Origin of the sequence: Natrinema salaciae, assembly GCF_900110865.1 — an archaeon.
In the GTDB taxonomy this organism is placed as follows: Archaea; Halobacteriota; Halobacteria; order Halobacteriales; family Natrialbaceae; genus Natrinema; species Natrinema salaciae.
The window spans coordinates 646099-660732 of record NZ_FOFD01000001.1; the positions used below are offsets into that span (position 1 = coordinate 646099).

At 63.8% G+C, this 14634-nt stretch carries 13 protein-coding genes; 3 read left to right on the forward strand and 10 right to left on the reverse strand.

Going from position 1 to position 14634, the window contains the following annotated elements; genetic code table 11:
• Window positions 1-127: 127 nt before the first annotated feature.
• The 9 genes from BMX07_RS03175 to BMX07_RS03220 all read right to left on the reverse strand — a co-directional run bounded on the left by BMX07_RS03175 (window position 128) and on the right by BMX07_RS03220 (window position 10845).
• Window positions 128-1366, reverse strand: coding sequence for a mandelate racemase/muconate lactonizing enzyme family protein (locus BMX07_RS03175; protein ID WP_090613581.1), 1239 nt, complete (start codon window positions 1364-1366; stop codon window positions 128-130).
• 139 nt (window positions 1367-1505) lie between these two features.
• Window positions 1506-2375, reverse strand: coding sequence for an alanyl-tRNA editing protein (locus BMX07_RS03180; RefSeq protein WP_090613584.1), 870 nt, complete (start codon window positions 2373-2375; stop codon window positions 1506-1508).
• A gap of 64 nt (window positions 2376-2439) precedes the next feature.
• The gene (locus BMX07_RS03185) at window positions 2440-2964 is read right to left on the reverse strand and encodes a helix-turn-helix domain-containing protein (RefSeq protein WP_090613587.1); all 525 of its coding nucleotides are present in this window, start codon (window positions 2962-2964) and stop codon (window positions 2440-2442) included.
• 546 nt (window positions 2965-3510) lie between these two features.
• Complete coding sequence (locus BMX07_RS03190) at window positions 3511-4476, reverse strand: hydroxyacid dehydrogenase (RefSeq protein ID WP_090613590.1); 966 nt, start codon at window positions 4474-4476, stop codon at window positions 3511-3513.
• A 138-nt stretch (window positions 4477-4614) separates the two neighbouring features.
• Window positions 4615-4848, reverse strand: a complete 234-nt coding sequence (locus BMX07_RS03195; protein WP_175480025.1) for a hypothetical protein — start codon at window positions 4846-4848, stop codon at window positions 4615-4617.
• Window positions 4845-6839, reverse strand: coding sequence for a TRAP transporter permease (locus tag BMX07_RS03200; RefSeq protein ID WP_090613594.1), 1995 nt, complete (start codon window positions 6837-6839; stop codon window positions 4845-4847). The genes BMX07_RS03195 and BMX07_RS03200 overlap by 4 nt, the downstream gene beginning before the upstream one ends.
• A gap of 57 nt (window positions 6840-6896) precedes the next feature.
• Window positions 6897-7934, reverse strand: coding sequence for a TAXI family TRAP transporter solute-binding subunit (locus BMX07_RS03205; protein WP_090613597.1), 1038 nt, complete (start codon window positions 7932-7934; stop codon window positions 6897-6899).
• Between the two features lie 548 nt (window positions 7935-8482).
• Complete coding sequence (locus BMX07_RS03215; protein WP_090613603.1) at window positions 8483-9703, reverse strand: mandelate racemase/muconate lactonizing enzyme family protein; 1221 nt, start codon at window positions 9701-9703, stop codon at window positions 8483-8485.
• Between the two features lie 29 nt (window positions 9704-9732).
• Window positions 9733-10845 carry a mandelate racemase/muconate lactonizing enzyme family protein gene (locus BMX07_RS03220; RefSeq protein WP_090613606.1) on the reverse strand — a complete coding sequence of 371 codons (1113 nt, stop codon included), beginning with the start codon at window positions 10843-10845 and terminating at the stop codon, window positions 9733-9735.
• A gap of 92 nt (window positions 10846-10937) precedes the next feature.
• Here BMX07_RS03220 and BMX07_RS03225 point away from each other — a divergent pair, with 92 nt between their 5' ends.
• Window positions 10938-12236 (forward strand): nickel pincer cofactor-dependent isomerase, group 22, encoded by a 1299-nt coding sequence (locus tag BMX07_RS03225; protein WP_090613609.1) that lies wholly within the window; start codon window positions 10938-10940, stop codon window positions 12234-12236.
• A 1-nt stretch (window position 12237) separates the two neighbouring features.
• On the opposite strand, the gene BMX07_RS03230 is transcribed toward BMX07_RS03225, so the two are convergent.
• A complete protein-coding gene (locus BMX07_RS03230; protein WP_090613611.1) occupies window positions 12238-13041 on the reverse strand; it encodes an IclR family transcriptional regulator in 804 nt (267 codons plus the stop codon).
• Between the two features lie 463 nt (window positions 13042-13504).
• Between BMX07_RS03230 and BMX07_RS03235 the strand changes: the two genes are divergently transcribed.
• Window positions 13505-14290 carry an SDR family oxidoreductase gene (locus BMX07_RS03235; RefSeq protein ID WP_090613614.1) on the forward strand — a complete coding sequence of 262 codons (786 nt, stop codon included), beginning with the start codon at window positions 13505-13507 and terminating at the stop codon, window positions 14288-14290.
• The gene (locus BMX07_RS03240) at window positions 14287-14634 is read left to right on the forward strand and encodes a cupin domain-containing protein (RefSeq protein ID WP_090613618.1); all 348 of its coding nucleotides are present in this window, start codon (window positions 14287-14289) and stop codon (window positions 14632-14634) included. The genes BMX07_RS03235 and BMX07_RS03240 overlap by 4 nt, the downstream gene beginning before the upstream one ends.

Below are 14634 nucleotides of genomic sequence, written 5' to 3' on the forward strand. Positions count from 1 at the left end.
TACGACGTGGTCCAGATCGGACCAATCAACGATCTCGGCGGTGCTGTGGACATATCGGGAGAAGATTCCGACGAAGTCGTCCAGAACGGTTCGTTTCTTTCTGAATCTCGAAGGCCAGCGGCGGTTGTTATGCCTCGTCGAACAGCTCCTCGCCCTCGACCATGTGCTCCTCGACGGCGTCCATGTCGAGGGTCACGCCGAGACCGGGTTCTTCGGGGATCTCGATGTACCCCTCCTCGATGACGTCCTCCTCGACGAGGTCCTCCCACCAGCCGAGCTCGTAGGAGTGGTACTCGACCGCCAGCGAGTTCGAGATCGACGCGCCGACGTGAGCGCTCGCGACCGTCGCCACGGGCGACGCGACGTTGTGCATCGCGACCGGCATGTAGTACATGTCCGCGAGATCGGCGATCTTTCGCGTCTCGCGCATGCCGCCGACCTTGGGCATGTCCGGCGCGATAATGTCGACGGCCTGCTCCTCGATCAGGCGGCGCTGGCCGTGTTTCCGGTAGACGTTCTCACCGACGGTGATCGGCGTCGACGTCGACTGCGTGACCTCCCGCTGGACGTCGTGGTTCTCCGGCGGGACGGGGTCTTCGAGCCACCAGACGTCGTACTCCTCTACGCGCTGCGCGAGGCGCTTCGCGCTGCCGCCGGAGAAGGTCCAGTGACAGTCGAAGGCGACGTCGGCCCGCGAGCCGACCTGCTCGGTGACCGCTTCGACGATCGATGCCTTGTGCTCGATTTCCGGTTTGCGGAGGTGGCGGTTCGCGCGGTCCTTCTCGTGACCGCTGGGCACGTCGAGGTCGAACTTCAGGGCGTCGTACCCGAGTTCCTCGACGACGCGCTCGGCCTCGTCGGCGCAGGCGATCGGGTCGGCCTCCTCCTCGGTGTGACAGTCACAGTAGACGCGGACCTCGTCGCGGTACTTGCCCCCGAGGAGCTGGTAGGCCGGCACCTCGAGGATCTTCCCGGCCAGGTCGTGCAACGCGACCTCGATGCCCGAAATCGCAGTGACCGTGACGCCGCCGATCGAGCCCTCGCCCGACATCTTCTGGACGAGGTGTTCGGTTAGCCGATCGATGTCCAGCGGGTTCTCGCCCTGCAGGAACGGCGTCATCCGCTCGATCAGTTCTGGTGCGCCCGCGCCCCAGTAGGCTTCGCCGGTACCGACGATTCCCGCGTCGGTGTAGATCCTGACCAGCGTCCACGGGAAGTTCCCGTCGACCATCGTGGTCTGAATGTCGGTGATCTCGACGTCCCGGCCGTCGCCGCGGTCGCGGGTGACCTGCATCGTCTCCGCCGAGAGGTCTCGCATCGTGTACTCGGCGTTCGGGTCGTGTAGCTGTGAGTAATCGACTCCCATGGATGTATATTCACTCCGAAGATAGTAATAGTTTCTACCTTCCGTGAACGGGGCGTCGGATCGTCCCCGACCGACGACTCGGAATCCGAATGCATGAACGCAGTGCTTGCGATGGTCGGGAGCGACGTCTCGGCCGACCTCACGCGCGCTCGAGTTCGTCCGTCACGTCCTCGAGATCGACGTCCAGCGCCGACGTCGCGGCGAAGGCGGCCCGCTTCTCGACGGTCCGTCGGTCGATCGCCTGCGGGCCGACGGCGAACTCGATTCGGTGGGTTTCCTCGGCGGGCCTCGAGCGGCCGAGCACCGTGACGGGACCGATCTCGCGGGTGTTCCGGACGTGGGTCCCGCTACAGGCGGTTACGTCCCACGGATTCGCCGCGCCGTTCGTCCCGGCGAGGGCGTTCCCGTTTCGCCTGTCGTTTTCGTCTTCGATCGTGACGACGCGGACGCGGCCCTTTTCGACGGCCGCGTCGTGAACCTCGGCGTCGAAGCTGATCCCGTCGCGATCGCGCGCCTCGGCGACGGGAACGTCGTCCCACGAGACCGGCCGCGACTCCCAGACCACGCGATTGACCAGTTCGTCCAGTTCGATCAGGGTCTCGTCGTCGACGGTCGCGCCGGTCTCGAGATCCACCCTGACCGTCTCCGGTCCGATCTCGAGGCCGCCGTCCGCCGAGTCGTCGAGGAGCCGTCGCGCCGCGCCGACGAGGATGTGGCCGGCGGTGTGGGCCCGCATACAGTACATCCGGAACGACCAGTCGACCGAACAGAGAACGCGGTGACCCGGTCGAAACGACGGCTCCTCGGCCAGCACGTGGACCGGTTCGCCGTCGGCGAACTGCACGTCCGTAACTGCGATATCGCCGATCGTCCCGCGATCGGCCGGCTGTCCGCCGCTCGCACCGTAGAAGTGACTGCGCTCGAGCCAGACCCGTCGGCCGTCGATCGACGTCACTTCGGTCTCGAACCGCGTGGCGTACGGCTCCGCTGCCGCCCGTTGCCCGGTCATCGATTGGACTCTGTCGTCGGCGCTTAAAAGTCTGCCCGCCGAGAGTGTCGGCGACTGTCGCGACTCACTCCGCGAGGGTGACGCCCAGGCGCTCCTCGAGCGCCTCGATCAGGCCGCCGCCGACGCCGGCCTGCGTGGCGCGTCCCTGTTCGACCGCGAGGATGTCCGTCTCCGGTGCGCCGAGCTCGTCGGCGAGTTCCTCGCGTTGGAGCCCGGCGTCTCGCCGGGCCTCGACGAGCACCTCGCCGTAGTCGGAGACGAGGTACGGGAGCGGGTCGTCGTCGTAGTTGGTCCCCTCGCTCTCCCAGTGTTCGGAATCGCCGTCCCAGACCGGGTTCGCTTTCGCGACGTTCTGGGCCGCCTTCTGCTTGCGGCTCGGTCCGTCGTTCGACCCTGCGTCCTGCTCGCTCCGGTTCCGATTCCGGTCGCCGCCGTGCGTCTCGGAATCGTCGTGGGGCGCACAGTCCGGACAGACCTCGAGCTCGGCTCCGGCGACCGATGCGAGCGTGAGCGAGTTGCTCTCGGCACCGCAGAGTTCGCAGTTCGTCCCGCCACCGCCGCCGGACGAACCGGTCGAGTATTTGGCCATGCCAGCGTTTGGCATCTGCTGCATTTCAACTGTTCGGTAGCGTGAGACCGGGCGGCCGTCGACAGTTGCGGGGCGGTCGTCTGGTCCGTTTTCGAGGTGTCGCTCGTCCAGCGCAGCACTATTATCATAGTATGGACTAGTAAGGTTACTAGATACCTTAGTAGTGTCTTTCGGAGCGCACAGTTATATTTCGTCTAGTGTGGGTGGGATATAGGATTTTCAAGGCCGAGCAGCCGGTGTCGTCGTCCGGAGTGTGTTCGAATTCGCCATTTCGATATATTCTCGCCAAAAATAGTGTTTTTCACACATAGGTCGAATATAATTCCACAATATAAAACATATATTGCGTTTTGGTCTTTGGATGAAAACCCTGTAGGCTCTCGGCGGCCCTCGAGAAACGTATTTTGTAGCTGTCTACTATTCCATCCTGATTCATTCTCGTCATTTATTCACGGTCAACTGCCCGTTCACGTCGTGTGGTCTCCAATATCGTCACACACGACAGGATCGAACCGCATCACGCTCGAGTTCCTGCGCCGGGACCCGCTACGGAACCTCACCGCTGTTGAGTGACGTTTCCGGGACCCGTCCGTCGTACGCCGACCGGACGTCGGTGGCCGATTCGACGCTCATCTGTGTGAGCGCGTCGGTCGTCTGGGCCCCGATGTGGGGGGTCAGAACGACGTTCTCGTACTCGAAGAGCGGATGATCCTGCGACGGCGGTCCGTCGGCGAACACGTCGAGACCGACACCGGCGATCGAGCCGGTCTCGAGCGACGAGACGAGCGCGTTTCGGTCGACGATTTCGGCTCTCGCCGTGTTGATGAGTATCCCGGACGGAGACAACAGCTCCAGTTCCCTCCTGGAGATGTCACGTCGGGTTTCGGCTGTCAGGGGCGCGTGGACGGAGACGGCATCGGACCGCTCGAACAGCGTGGCGGTCGTGTCGACGTTCGTGGCGTAATTCGATAGCTCGCTCCCGTCGACGTACGGATCGTAGACGAGACAGTCCATACCGAGGCCGGAACACAGGCTCGCGACCTCGGACCCGATATCGCCGTAGCCGTACAGCCCGACGGTATCGGTCCCGAACTCGTCGGTGACGACCTCGTATCCGTCCCCGCGTCCCGCCCGGACGGCCCGGTCGGCCCGGAGAAGCTCCCGTCTCACCGCCAGCAGGAGCGTGATCGCGTGTTCGGCGACCGCGCACGAATTGACGCCGGGCGTGTTCGAGACGAGGACACCGTTTTCGGTCGCGGCGTCGATGTCGATATTGTCGTAGCCGACGCCGTGTTTGGCGATGATCCGGAGCCGGGACGCCTCGTCGATGAACTCGCGGTCGATCGGTTCGATGCGCGTGATCACTGCATCGAACCGATCCGCGTCGGCCAGTAGCTGTTCGCGAGTCTCGTACTCGTCTCGGCTCACCGTCGTCGCGATATCGGCGATGGATTCCGGCCCTGCCGGATGGATCTCTGCGGGAAGCAACACGGTCCACTCGTTCTCCGCCATACCGTCCGCAAACGGAGCGTGTCACATAATCCCTTTGTCGGACTGGTTACACCTACAGTCGTCGCCCGTCAGAACGGGAGCGCGTCTCGTGTCCGTCACCGAAACGAATCTCTCGAGGCGGCGAGGCCCCGTCGAGCGTCACCCGCCGACGTAGAGGGTGAGCCAGTAGAGGTAGCCGCCGGTGAGCACGATCGCGATGATCGCTTCGATGAACGCGACGTACGTCTCGCCGTGGGTGTCCCGGAAGTCCTGGATCAGCTGCACGCGACTCCACAGCGGCATCATCCACTCGGGAAGGATCTCCTCGAGTCCCCCGACGTTCTCGGTGTCGACCATCTCTTCCGGGGGTTCGTCGGTCGAGCCCGTGCTCATTGCCCGACACCTCGCAAGAACGGGAGTTCCATTCCGCGGACCATCACCTTTTCCGTGATGAAGACGCCGGCGAACAGGACGATACCGGCGAGTTTGAGGTACCGTCCAGGGTAGACCATGACGACCGCGCCGAGGACGGTCAGTCCGACGCGGAGCGCGACGCGACGGCCGACCCGCATTCTGAACGGGTAGTTCAGCCCGTAAATCATCGCGATGGCTCCGAGGAGTACCAGCGAACCGGCGATCACGGTCGTCGATCCGAACGACATGGAGATCATGCCCGGGTTGTAGACGAACGCGACCGGGAGGACGAAAAGCGGTGCGGCGATCTTGATCGCAGCGCCACAGACCCGCCAGAAGTTCGCCTCCGCGATGCCGGCCGTGACGACCGCCGCCGTCGCCACCGGCGGGGTGATACCCGCCAGAATGGCGGCGTAGAACACGGTGTAGTGGGCCGTTATCTCGGGAATGTTGAAATCCGAGATGAGCGTCGGGGCGATGAGGATCGCGACGATGACGTACGCCGCGACCGTCGGCATCCCGACTCCCATCAAGATGCTGACGAGCATCGCGAGGAGGACGGCCAACAGCAGGACGCCGCCCGAGAGATCGATCAACAGCAGGGCGATCTTGTTCGGGACGCCGGTCACGCTGAAGATGTCGACGACGCCGTTGACCGCCGCCAGAATGATCGCGATCGGCGCGAGAATGAGCGCACCGCGCCGGAACCCGTGGACGGTGTTCCAGATCTGCGTGACGAACTCCGACCCCGCCCCGGTGTCCGACTCGTCCACGAAGCGCTGGACCGTCGGGAAGCAGACGCCGGTGACGATCATCGAGACGATCGTCCACAGCGCGGCCGTCATCACCGTGTACTGGGCGATCCCCAGGAGGTAGATCAGGACGAGGAACGGAATGCCGAACCGAATCGCTTCGGAGGTCTTCTGTCTGTTCGTCAGCTCCTCGTCGAAGAACTCGGAGAAGTCCATCTCCTGACTGCTCGAGTCGCTGATCGCGGTGTAGTGGACGGCGATACCGATCGAGGCGACGAGGATTGCCGCCGGAATGATCCCGGCGATGACGATGTTGAGATAGGAGACGCCCAGGTACGACGCCATGACGAACGCCGACGCGCCCATGACGGGCGGCAGGACCTGTCCGGACGTCGACGCGACCGCTTCGATGGCGGCTGCTCGATGGGGTGCCATCCCGCTGTCTTTCATCGTGGGAATCGTAAACGAGCCCGTCATCGCGGCGTTCGCGGTGTAGGACCCGTTGATCGAACCGATGACGGTCGACGAGAGCACCGCCGTTTGGGCCACGCCGGATCTGATGTAGTTCGCCGATTCGATCGCGACGCGCAGGATCAAATCGAACGCCCCGTAGGCGAACAGCAGGCCGGCGTACAGCAGGAACGGTGCGATCCACGCCGCGGTCAGCTGGGTGAGGCTCCCGTAAAACCCGTACAGGTCGGTGACCAGCGACTGCAGGAGCGTGAGCTCGGTCATCCCTCCGTGGTTCAGTATCCCCGGCGCCATGTTGCCGTAGACGCCGTAGAGGATGACGCCGCCGACGAGGCCGAGGAACAGGTTCCCGAACTCCCGCCACGTGAGGTAGAGGATCGAGAGGATGATAAGCCGCGCCAGCATGTACTCGTGTTCGAGCGCGTACCCCTGTTGGCTGACGTAGACGCGGTCGAAGTTCAGGGCGAAATAGACCGACGCCGTGATGAGGACGATCGACGCCGGCAACAGGACGGCCCCGTCGAGACGGTCGCCGTCCTCGAACGCCTGCCGCGTCTGATCGATCGCGTAAACGGTGAGAATCGCACCGATGAAGATCACGCCGTATTTCACCCGGGCCCATCCCTGCGTGCGCGCCCAATAGAGGACGATCGCCCAGAAGAGGAGCGAACTGAGCGTGACGCTGATATCGAGGACGCGGGGGACTCGTGATACGAGTGGACGGTCGGAACGTGGTTCTGAATTCATTGTCTGGTGTAAGTTCGTGTGCTACCTTGGAATGGTCCCCTCTCTTCGGACGGCGGATTATTCGGGCGCGGGAAGACTGTCGTCCCAGACGTCGTTGTCCTGGTAGTAGTCGACCGCACCAGGGTGGAAGGGGAACTCGTCGCCCTCGAGGGCCTGGTTGAGCATATCTTCCGTCGACTCGTAATCGTTGAACTGGTCTTCGGCCTCGTTGACGGCGTCGTTGTGTTCGTCGACGACGCGGCAGAGTTCGTACACCGCATCGTCGGTGGCGTCCTCGTGGAAGACGTAGTTGACTTCCAGGTTCCAGGTGAACACCTCGTCGGTACCGATGTCCTGCTCGAGACTCCAGTCCTCGTAGGGGGTCCGCGAGGTCCCGGCTCCGCCGTAGGACTCGGCGGATTCGATCAGTGCGTCGGTCGGTTCGACGTAGTGGACGTCGACGCGAGCGTCGTACTCGGTCACGAAACCGGTGTAACTGACGCCGGGGGTGCCGTACGCGATCGCTGCGTCGATTCGCCCCTCTTCCATCGCCCCCGGCGCGTCGCTGACGCCCATGTCCATGATGTTCATCTCGTCGTAGACGTCCGCCGTCGGGTCCTGACTCCAGACGTCGAGCGTCGTCGCGCGCGTCGAGTACCCCGGTTCGGCGGGATAGACGTTGGCACCGGCGAGGTCGTCGAACGTTTCGATGTCCGTGTCGTCTCGAGCGACGACGTAGATACTGTACGGGAACGCGGAAAATCCCTGGTACGGAAGCGAATCGACGCCTTTTTCTTCGAAATCGCCCCGGCCGTCCGCGGCCTTCGACATCGAATTGTTGTCGACGATCCCCGCGTTGAACTGGTCCTGATCGAGCCTGTACAGCGTCCCGATGTACCCGGGGCTCTCGACCGTCGAATAGCTGAGTTCGTCGCTGTTCTGACTCGCGGCCCGTTCGACGGCGAGACCGACGTCTTGCGTGCCCCCTGCGGACGTGCCGACGCGCAGTTGCATGCCGTCGTCGCCGCCGCCACCCATACAGCCGGCGAGACCGATCGCGCTCGCAGCCGCTGCCCCTCGAACGAATTGTCGTCTATTCACATCATTTTCTGGCATATACATTTGTGGTATCACATGGCATGTTTAACAATCTATCTCTTGGTTTCTATTATGCTCCATAGAAATAATCTCACAGAGGTAGTATAATGTCTTAATATCTCTCATTTCGACCACTCGTACGAAGGGCGACGCGAGACGCGAGAGTCGAGCATCCCACCGCGAAATCGGTGTCTGGATCGCTCGCTCGACGGAGCACTCGCCGATCGCTGGTTGCGCGGCCTCGCAACTGACTCGAGTCAAACGGCGGGATCGTCGACGAGTCGTGCGGTTTCACCCGGGAGTCGACGCTAGTCTTCGTTCGTCGTCACCGTCGCGAGTCGGTCGGCACCGAGCAGTACCGTCTGTGTACCGCTCCCGAACGGCGCGTTGCCGGTCGGGCTCCGTTCTCCGTCCACTCGTGACGACCGCCTCGGTGTCGATCTCCGTGAAACCGATCGATTCGCTTTCGCCGGAGACGGCGACCCCTTCGACGGCGTTCGGAAGCACGGCTTTCGTTTCGTCGGCTACCCCCGGAAGGTCCGCGGCGCGTCCGCTCGAGACACCGACTATTCGAAGCCGTCGGTTCCGTCGAGTCGGTGTTCCTCGGCGACCGCATCGTCCAGTTCGATCCCGAGACCGGGTGCCTCCGGGACCTCGATGTAGCCGTCCTGAATGAGGGGTTCGTCGCGGGTGTGGAGGTCGTCCCACCAGTCGACCTCGAGCGCGTGATACTCGAGGAGGTCGAAGTTCGGAATCGCCGCACCGAGGTGGACGCAGGCCATCGTCCCGATCGGACTACAGACGTTGTGGGGCGACATCGGCATGTAGTTCTCCTCGGCGCGGTCCGCGATCCGCATGGTCTCGCCGAGTCCGCCGACGGTCGTCGGGTCCGGCGTCACGATATCCACGCCGTGGTCGTAGATCAGATCGGAGAGTTCGTAGACCCGGAACCGGTTCTCACCGGTCGCGACCGGGGTCTTCGTCGCCTTCGTGACCTCGGTCTGTGCGTCCATGTTCTCCGGCGGGATCAGGTCCTCGAGCCACATGAGGTCGTACTCCTCGAGCTTGTGGGCGAGGCGTTTGGCGCTCTCGACGGAGTAATCCCAGTGACAGTCGAACGCCAGATCGACGTCGTAACCGATCCGCTCGCGGACGGCCTCGACGATCTCTCGCTTGTGTTCGATAGCGCCGTTACTGAGCCGACCGTTGAACGGGTCCGGATCGTTGTCCATCTCGAGGTCGAGGTCGAACTTGAGCGCGGTAAACCCCATATCGACGACGCGCTGGGCTTCGTTCGCGTACGCCTCGGGGGAGTACGCGTCGGCGTCGGCGTACTCGGTGTAGCCGTCCTCGACGGCGTAGGCCTCGCCCGCGTGACAGTCGCAGTAGATCCGAACCTCGTCGCGGAACTTGCCGCCGAGCAGCTGGTAGACGGGCACCTCGAGGACTTTCCCCGCGATGTCCCACAGTGCGATCTCGATGCCGGACGCGGCGGTGATTACCTTGCCGGTCGTCCCGCCGTGGCCGGACATCTCCTGGACGATCCGCCTGTACAGTCGCTGGACGTCGAGGGGGTTCTCGCCGATCAGAAACCGCTTCGTGTAGTCGACGAGTTCGGGAACGCCGCCGCCCCGATAGGACTCGCCGATCCCCGTCACGCCGGCATCCGTTTCGATCTTGATCAGGTTCCACTCGAAGTTGCCGTCGACGACGCAGGTCCGGATGTCGGTGATTTCGACGTCGCGATCCGCGTTCCGGTTCGATATCTGGTTCGAGAAGTCTTTCATTGGTGTGTTGGTGGTCGTTCTGTTATTCGCTAGTTCGGCTGCCTGAATCGCTCGAGCGCGTCCGCGTCCAGTCGCACGCCGTGGCCCGGCTCGTCCGGGAGCGAAATCGTTCCGGTATCGTCGGGGCGAAGCGGACGCTCGACGATGTCGTCGAACACTTTCACGTCCATATCGCGGTAGAAGTACTCGGTCCAGCGCCCGTTCTCGATCGCGCCGAGCAACGACGAGTGAAGGTTCCAGTTGTAGTGTGGCGCGATCTGGATGTCGTTGGCCGCCGCGTAGTGGGCGATCTTGAGCCACTCCGTGATCCCGCCGCAGACGGTCGCGTCGGGCTGTAAGATGCCCGCGGCGCCGTCGGCGACGAGTCGCTCGAACGCGTAGCGCGGCCCCTCGAGTTCGCCGGTCGCGACCGGATACGGGATGGCGTCGTTGACCGCCGTCATCGCGCCGACGCTGTCGACCATGACCGGCTCTTCGATGAAGTACGGGTCGAAGGGTTCGAACGCGCGACAGGCGCGGATCGCTTCCGTCGCACCGGACCACGCCCCGTTCGCGTCGAGTAACAACGTCCGATCGGGACCGATCTCGTCGCGAACCGCCTCGACGCGGTCCGCTTCCTCGGAGATCGACCGGCGGCCGACTTTCATTTTGACGACGTCGTGGCCCTCCTCGAGGTAGCGTCGCATCTCGTCACGGAGCCCCTCGTGGCCCTTCTCGTCGCGGTAGTAGCCGCCGCTCGCGTAGGCGGGGACCGAATCGGCGTGGCCGCCGAGGAGTTTGTACAGCGGCTGGTCGGCCGCTTTCGCCTTGACGTCCCAGAGGGCGATGTCGACCGTCGAAATCGCACGGAGGAGGATCCCCGATCGGCCGATCTGGACCGTTCCGTCGAACATCTCGCGCCACAATCGCTCGGTGTCCCGCGGATCCTCGCCGACGACGATCGGCTCGAGCAGCGACTCGACCGCATCGGCGATGAGGTCGGCTCCCTCGTATCCGAGCGAGTATCCGACGCCGTCGTATCCGCTCTCGGTTCGGACGTACGTGATCGCGTGATCCCGATACGTGAGGGTCCTGTTCGAGAAGGATACCGGCTCTTCCAGCGGAATTTCTACTGGAAATGATTCGACGCGGTCGATCTCCATACCGGGAGAACGGTGGATGATAGAGATAGTGTCTCACATATCGGCAATTGTTACGAGGGAGGAACTATAAGCTGGGCGGCTAGAAACCGGGTATGGAGTTTCCCGATCGGGCCGACGTAGCGAAACTCATCGACCCACAACCCGTCCCGTCGTTCGCTCGAGTCAGCTACGAACCGTCCACCCGGACGCTCGCCGCCCCGCTGGAGACCGTCCGATCGGAGCTGGATCGACTCGCGTTCGAGGAACTCGAGCCCGGCTCGACGGTGGCCGTCGGCGTGGGGAGCAGGGGCATTCACCTGATCGCGGATATCGTCGCCGAGACGATCGCGGCCATCGAGGAGCGGGGATTCGAGCCGGTGGTCGTCCCGGCGATGGGGAGCCACGGCGGTGCGACTCCCGAGGGACAGCGGGAGATTCTCGCGGCGCTCGGTATCACCGAGGACCGCATCGGCGCACCGATCGACGCGCGCATGGACGCGACGAGAATCGACGAGGTAGCGGTCGAGGGGAGAGCGACGCCGGTCTATTTCGCCACCGCCGCGCTCGAGGCCGACGCGGTGATGGTGATAAACCGGGTCAAACCGCACACGAACTTCACCGGACGGATCGAGAGCGGCCTCTGTAAGATGCTCACGGTCGGCCTGGGCAAGCAACGTGGCGCGCAAGCGTTTCACTCGACGGCGATCGCGGCGGGCTACGTGCCGACGATCGAGGCGATCACCGCGGCGATCAGGGATTCGGTTCCGCTGCTGGGCGGACTCGCGCTCGTGGAAAACTTCTACGAGGAAACGGGGGTCGTCGAGGCGATTCCGGCACCCTCGCTCGAGCGGCGCGAGCCGGAACTGTTGGAGCGTGCGCGAGCGGAGATGGCGACGCTCCCGGTCGACGAGATCGACCTGCTCGTCGTCGACGAACTCGGCAAGGAGATCTCCGGTGCGGGAATGGATACGAACGTGATCGGGCGGTACCGCGTCCTCAACGCGCCCGATCCGGAGACGCCCGCGATCGACCTCATCTACGCCCGCGGGCTCACGGCGGAGACGAGCGGGAACGGGAACGGAATCGGACTGGCGGACGTAACCCGCCGGGCGGCCGTCGAGCAACTCGACGTGCGGAAGACGTACGCGAACGCGCTGACGAGCGGCTCGCTCGCCAAAGCGAAGCTCCCGCCGGTCGCGCCGACCGACGAACTCGCGCTCAGGGTCGCGCTGAACGCGCTGGGTGGCTACGATCCGGAGACGGTCAGGATCGTCTGGATCGAGAACACGACCGACCTCGACGAGTTTTACGTCTCCGACGCGTTGCTCGAGGAACTGGGTGACGAGATCGTAGTCGAGGACCGGGTGGCGCTGTCGTTCGAGGACGGAACGGCGGCGTTCGAACGAACGTAGCTCACTCGACCATGTGGTCGTTCGAACTGTCGGGCGACGAGTACGTGACGTTCAACTCCAGTTCGTTCGCGGCCGCGAGCAAACGATCCGGGAGTTCGTCCTCGAGTCGCTCGTCGTTCAATCGGTGGGACGGCCCCGCGACGGTCAGCGCCCCGAGGACCGAGCCGTCGCGTTTCACGGGAACCGAAACCCCGTTGATGCCGTCGACGTGTTCTTCCCGGTTGAAGGCGACACCGCGGTCGCGGACGCGCTCGAGTTCCTCGTACACCTGCTGACGATCGGTGATCGTGTTCTCGGTGAGCGCCGGGAGTCCCCATCGGTCGAATATCGCGTCGACGCGGTCGCGCGGATAGTGAGCGAGGATGGATTTGCCGGCCGACGACGAGTGGAGGTGGATCTGTCGACCGACGCCGAACCCCGCCTTGACGGCCTTGGTGCCGTTCTCTACGTGGAGATAGATCCCGATCCCGTGGTCTTCGACGACGAACTGCGACCGCTCTTCCGTCTCCTCGGCGAGCTCGCGGACGTATCGCTTCGCCATTCCGTAGGCGGCGTCCCTCGTTCGCGCGGCACGCCCCAACCGGACGAACCGGAGCCCGATCTGATACAGTTCTCCGTCCCGCGAGACGTACCGGAGGTCACAGAGCGTATTGAGGTGGCGATGCGTGGTGCTCTCGGTGAGCCCGAGTTCGGCGGCGATTTCGGAGAGACGAGAGGGGCCGTTCTCCTGAAGCGCGTGGACGATCTCGAAGGTCGTCTCCGTGCTTCCGATCCGGTTTCCACCGCCGCCGTCTCGTTCTGTCATACGCTGCCATCGTTTTTCGCGGATTAAAAAATTCCGTTATGCGGAACCGGTTCGCTCGTAGTCGGGCCTCGATCGCCGCAGAATCGGCGCGATACCGACTGGTTCGCCTCTCGATGACGCGCGGCGACCGAATAGAGTTCCGCGATGCGGAATACAGTCCCCGCCGCGTCCGCGTCGACCGATGTATATTACATACATATGTGTGTAAGTAGACTCGTTATTTGCAGTATCGGTCGAGTCGTACGCTCGACGAATAGCGAACAGATCCGCGGAATTACGCCGGCTTTCCGGTCCCAATCGGCGGTCCGACCGAGAGAGGGATATCGGTTCCGAATCGCGGAAGACCGTCGCGAGCAACACGAGGGACTGTCGCGAACCGGCGCTGGCGGTCGGACGATTGTCGAGTGGTATCGGTTACCGCAACGCCAACCTTTTTCATCTTCTCGTCGGGGGTTACGGACGAATGGATCTACAGCTCACGGACAACGCAGCGCTCGTAACCGCGTCCTCGAGCGGCCTCGGAAAGGCCTCGGCGACGGCGCTCGCGCGGGAGGGTGCAAACGTCGTCATCAACGGCCGCGACGAGGAGCGACTCGACGCGGCGAAAGCGGAGATCGAAGCGGTCGCGAACGGCCGGGTCGTCGCCCAGCCGGGCGATCTCACGGACGAAGACGACATCGAGACGCTCGTCGAAACGACCGTCGACGAGTTCGGCGGGATCGACCACCTCGTGACGAGTGCGGGCGGTCCCCCATCGGGCCCGTTTCTGGACACGGACGACGAGGATTGGTACCAGGCGTACGACCTGCTCGTGATGAGCGTCGTGCGCCTCGCCCGCGAGGCCGAACCGCACCTCCGCGACGGCGAGGGAACGATCGTGAACATCACGTCCCGGAGCGTCAAGGAGGCCATCGACAGCCTCGTGCTGTCGAACTCGGTTCGGATGAGCGTCATCGGGCTCGAGAAGACGCTCTCCCAGGAACTCGCGCCCGACATCCGGACGAACGCCGTTCTTCCCGGCCCCCACGAGACCGAACGGATCGAGAACCTCGTCGAACAGGCGGTCGAGCGCGGCGACTACGACTCCTACGAGGAGGGTCTCGACGACTGGGCGAGCAACCCGCTCGATCGGATCGGCGATCCGATGGAACTCGGAAACACCGTCGCGTTCCTCTCGTCGCCGCTGTCGGGATACATCAACGGTGAGAGCGTACTGATCGACGGCGGAGCGACGGGGGCGAACCTATGAAGCCAGTCGACTTCGACGACGCGGAGACCTACGAACCGGACGACGGCTGGCGACGCGTCTCGATGGCCGGGAGCGACCAGTTCTCCTTCGAGTGGTTCGAAAAACCGCCGGGACACAGTTCGCCGATGCACGATCACGAGAACGAGCAGGTCTGTCTCTGTCTCGAGGGCGAACTCACGGTCGCGACCGAGGACGACGACGTGACGCTCGAGCGGTTCGACTCCGTCCTGCTCGAGTCCAACGAAGCCCACCGCGTCGAGAACACGGGCGACGAACTGGCGGTCGGGCTGGACGTGTTCGCGCCCGGTCGATCGTTCGACTTCTGGACCGACGGAGACGACTGA

What these genes read in the sequence shown, in the direction of transcription:
- BMX07_RS03175 (WP_090613581.1), bottom strand. Translation starts at nt 1,366, where the DNA reads ATGGGAGTCGATTACTCACAGCTACACGACCCGAACGCCGAGTACACG.
- BMX07_RS03180 (WP_090613584.1), bottom strand. Translation starts at nt 2,375, where the DNA reads ATGACCGGGCAACGGGCGGCAGCGGAGCCGTACGCCACGCGGTTCGAG.
- BMX07_RS03185 (WP_090613587.1), bottom strand. Translation starts at nt 2,964, where the DNA reads ATGGCCAAATACTCGACCGGTTCGTCCGGCGGCGGTGGCGGGACGAAC.
- BMX07_RS03190 (WP_090613590.1), bottom strand. Translation starts at nt 4,476, where the DNA reads ATGGCGGAGAACGAGTGGACCGTGTTGCTTCCCGCAGAGATCCATCCG.
- BMX07_RS03195 (WP_175480025.1), bottom strand. Translation starts at nt 4,848, where the DNA reads ATGAGCACGGGCTCGACCGACGAACCCCCGGAAGAGATGGTCGACACC.
- BMX07_RS03200 (WP_090613594.1), bottom strand. Translation starts at nt 6,839, where the DNA reads ATGAATTCAGAACCACGTTCCGACCGTCCACTCGTATCACGAGTCCCC.
- BMX07_RS03205 (WP_090613597.1), bottom strand. Translation starts at nt 7,934, where the DNA reads ATGCCAGAAAATGATGTGAATAGACGACAATTCGTTCGAGGGGCAGCG.
- BMX07_RS03215 (WP_090613603.1), bottom strand. Translation starts at nt 9,703, where the DNA reads ATGAAAGACTTCTCGAACCAGATATCGAACCGGAACGCGGATCGCGAC.
- BMX07_RS03220 (WP_090613606.1), bottom strand. Translation starts at nt 10,845, where the DNA reads ATGGAGATCGACCGCGTCGAATCATTTCCAGTAGAAATTCCGCTGGAA.
- BMX07_RS03225 (WP_090613609.1), top strand. Translation starts at nt 10,938, where the DNA reads ATGGAGTTTCCCGATCGGGCCGACGTAGCGAAACTCATCGACCCACAA.
- BMX07_RS03230 (WP_090613611.1), bottom strand. Translation starts at nt 13,041, where the DNA reads ATGACAGAACGAGACGGCGGCGGTGGAAACCGGATCGGAAGCACGGAG.
- BMX07_RS03235 (WP_090613614.1), top strand. Translation starts at nt 13,505, where the DNA reads ATGGATCTACAGCTCACGGACAACGCAGCGCTCGTAACCGCGTCCTCG.
- BMX07_RS03240 (WP_090613618.1), top strand. Translation starts at nt 14,287, where the DNA reads ATGAAGCCAGTCGACTTCGACGACGCGGAGACCTACGAACCGGACGAC.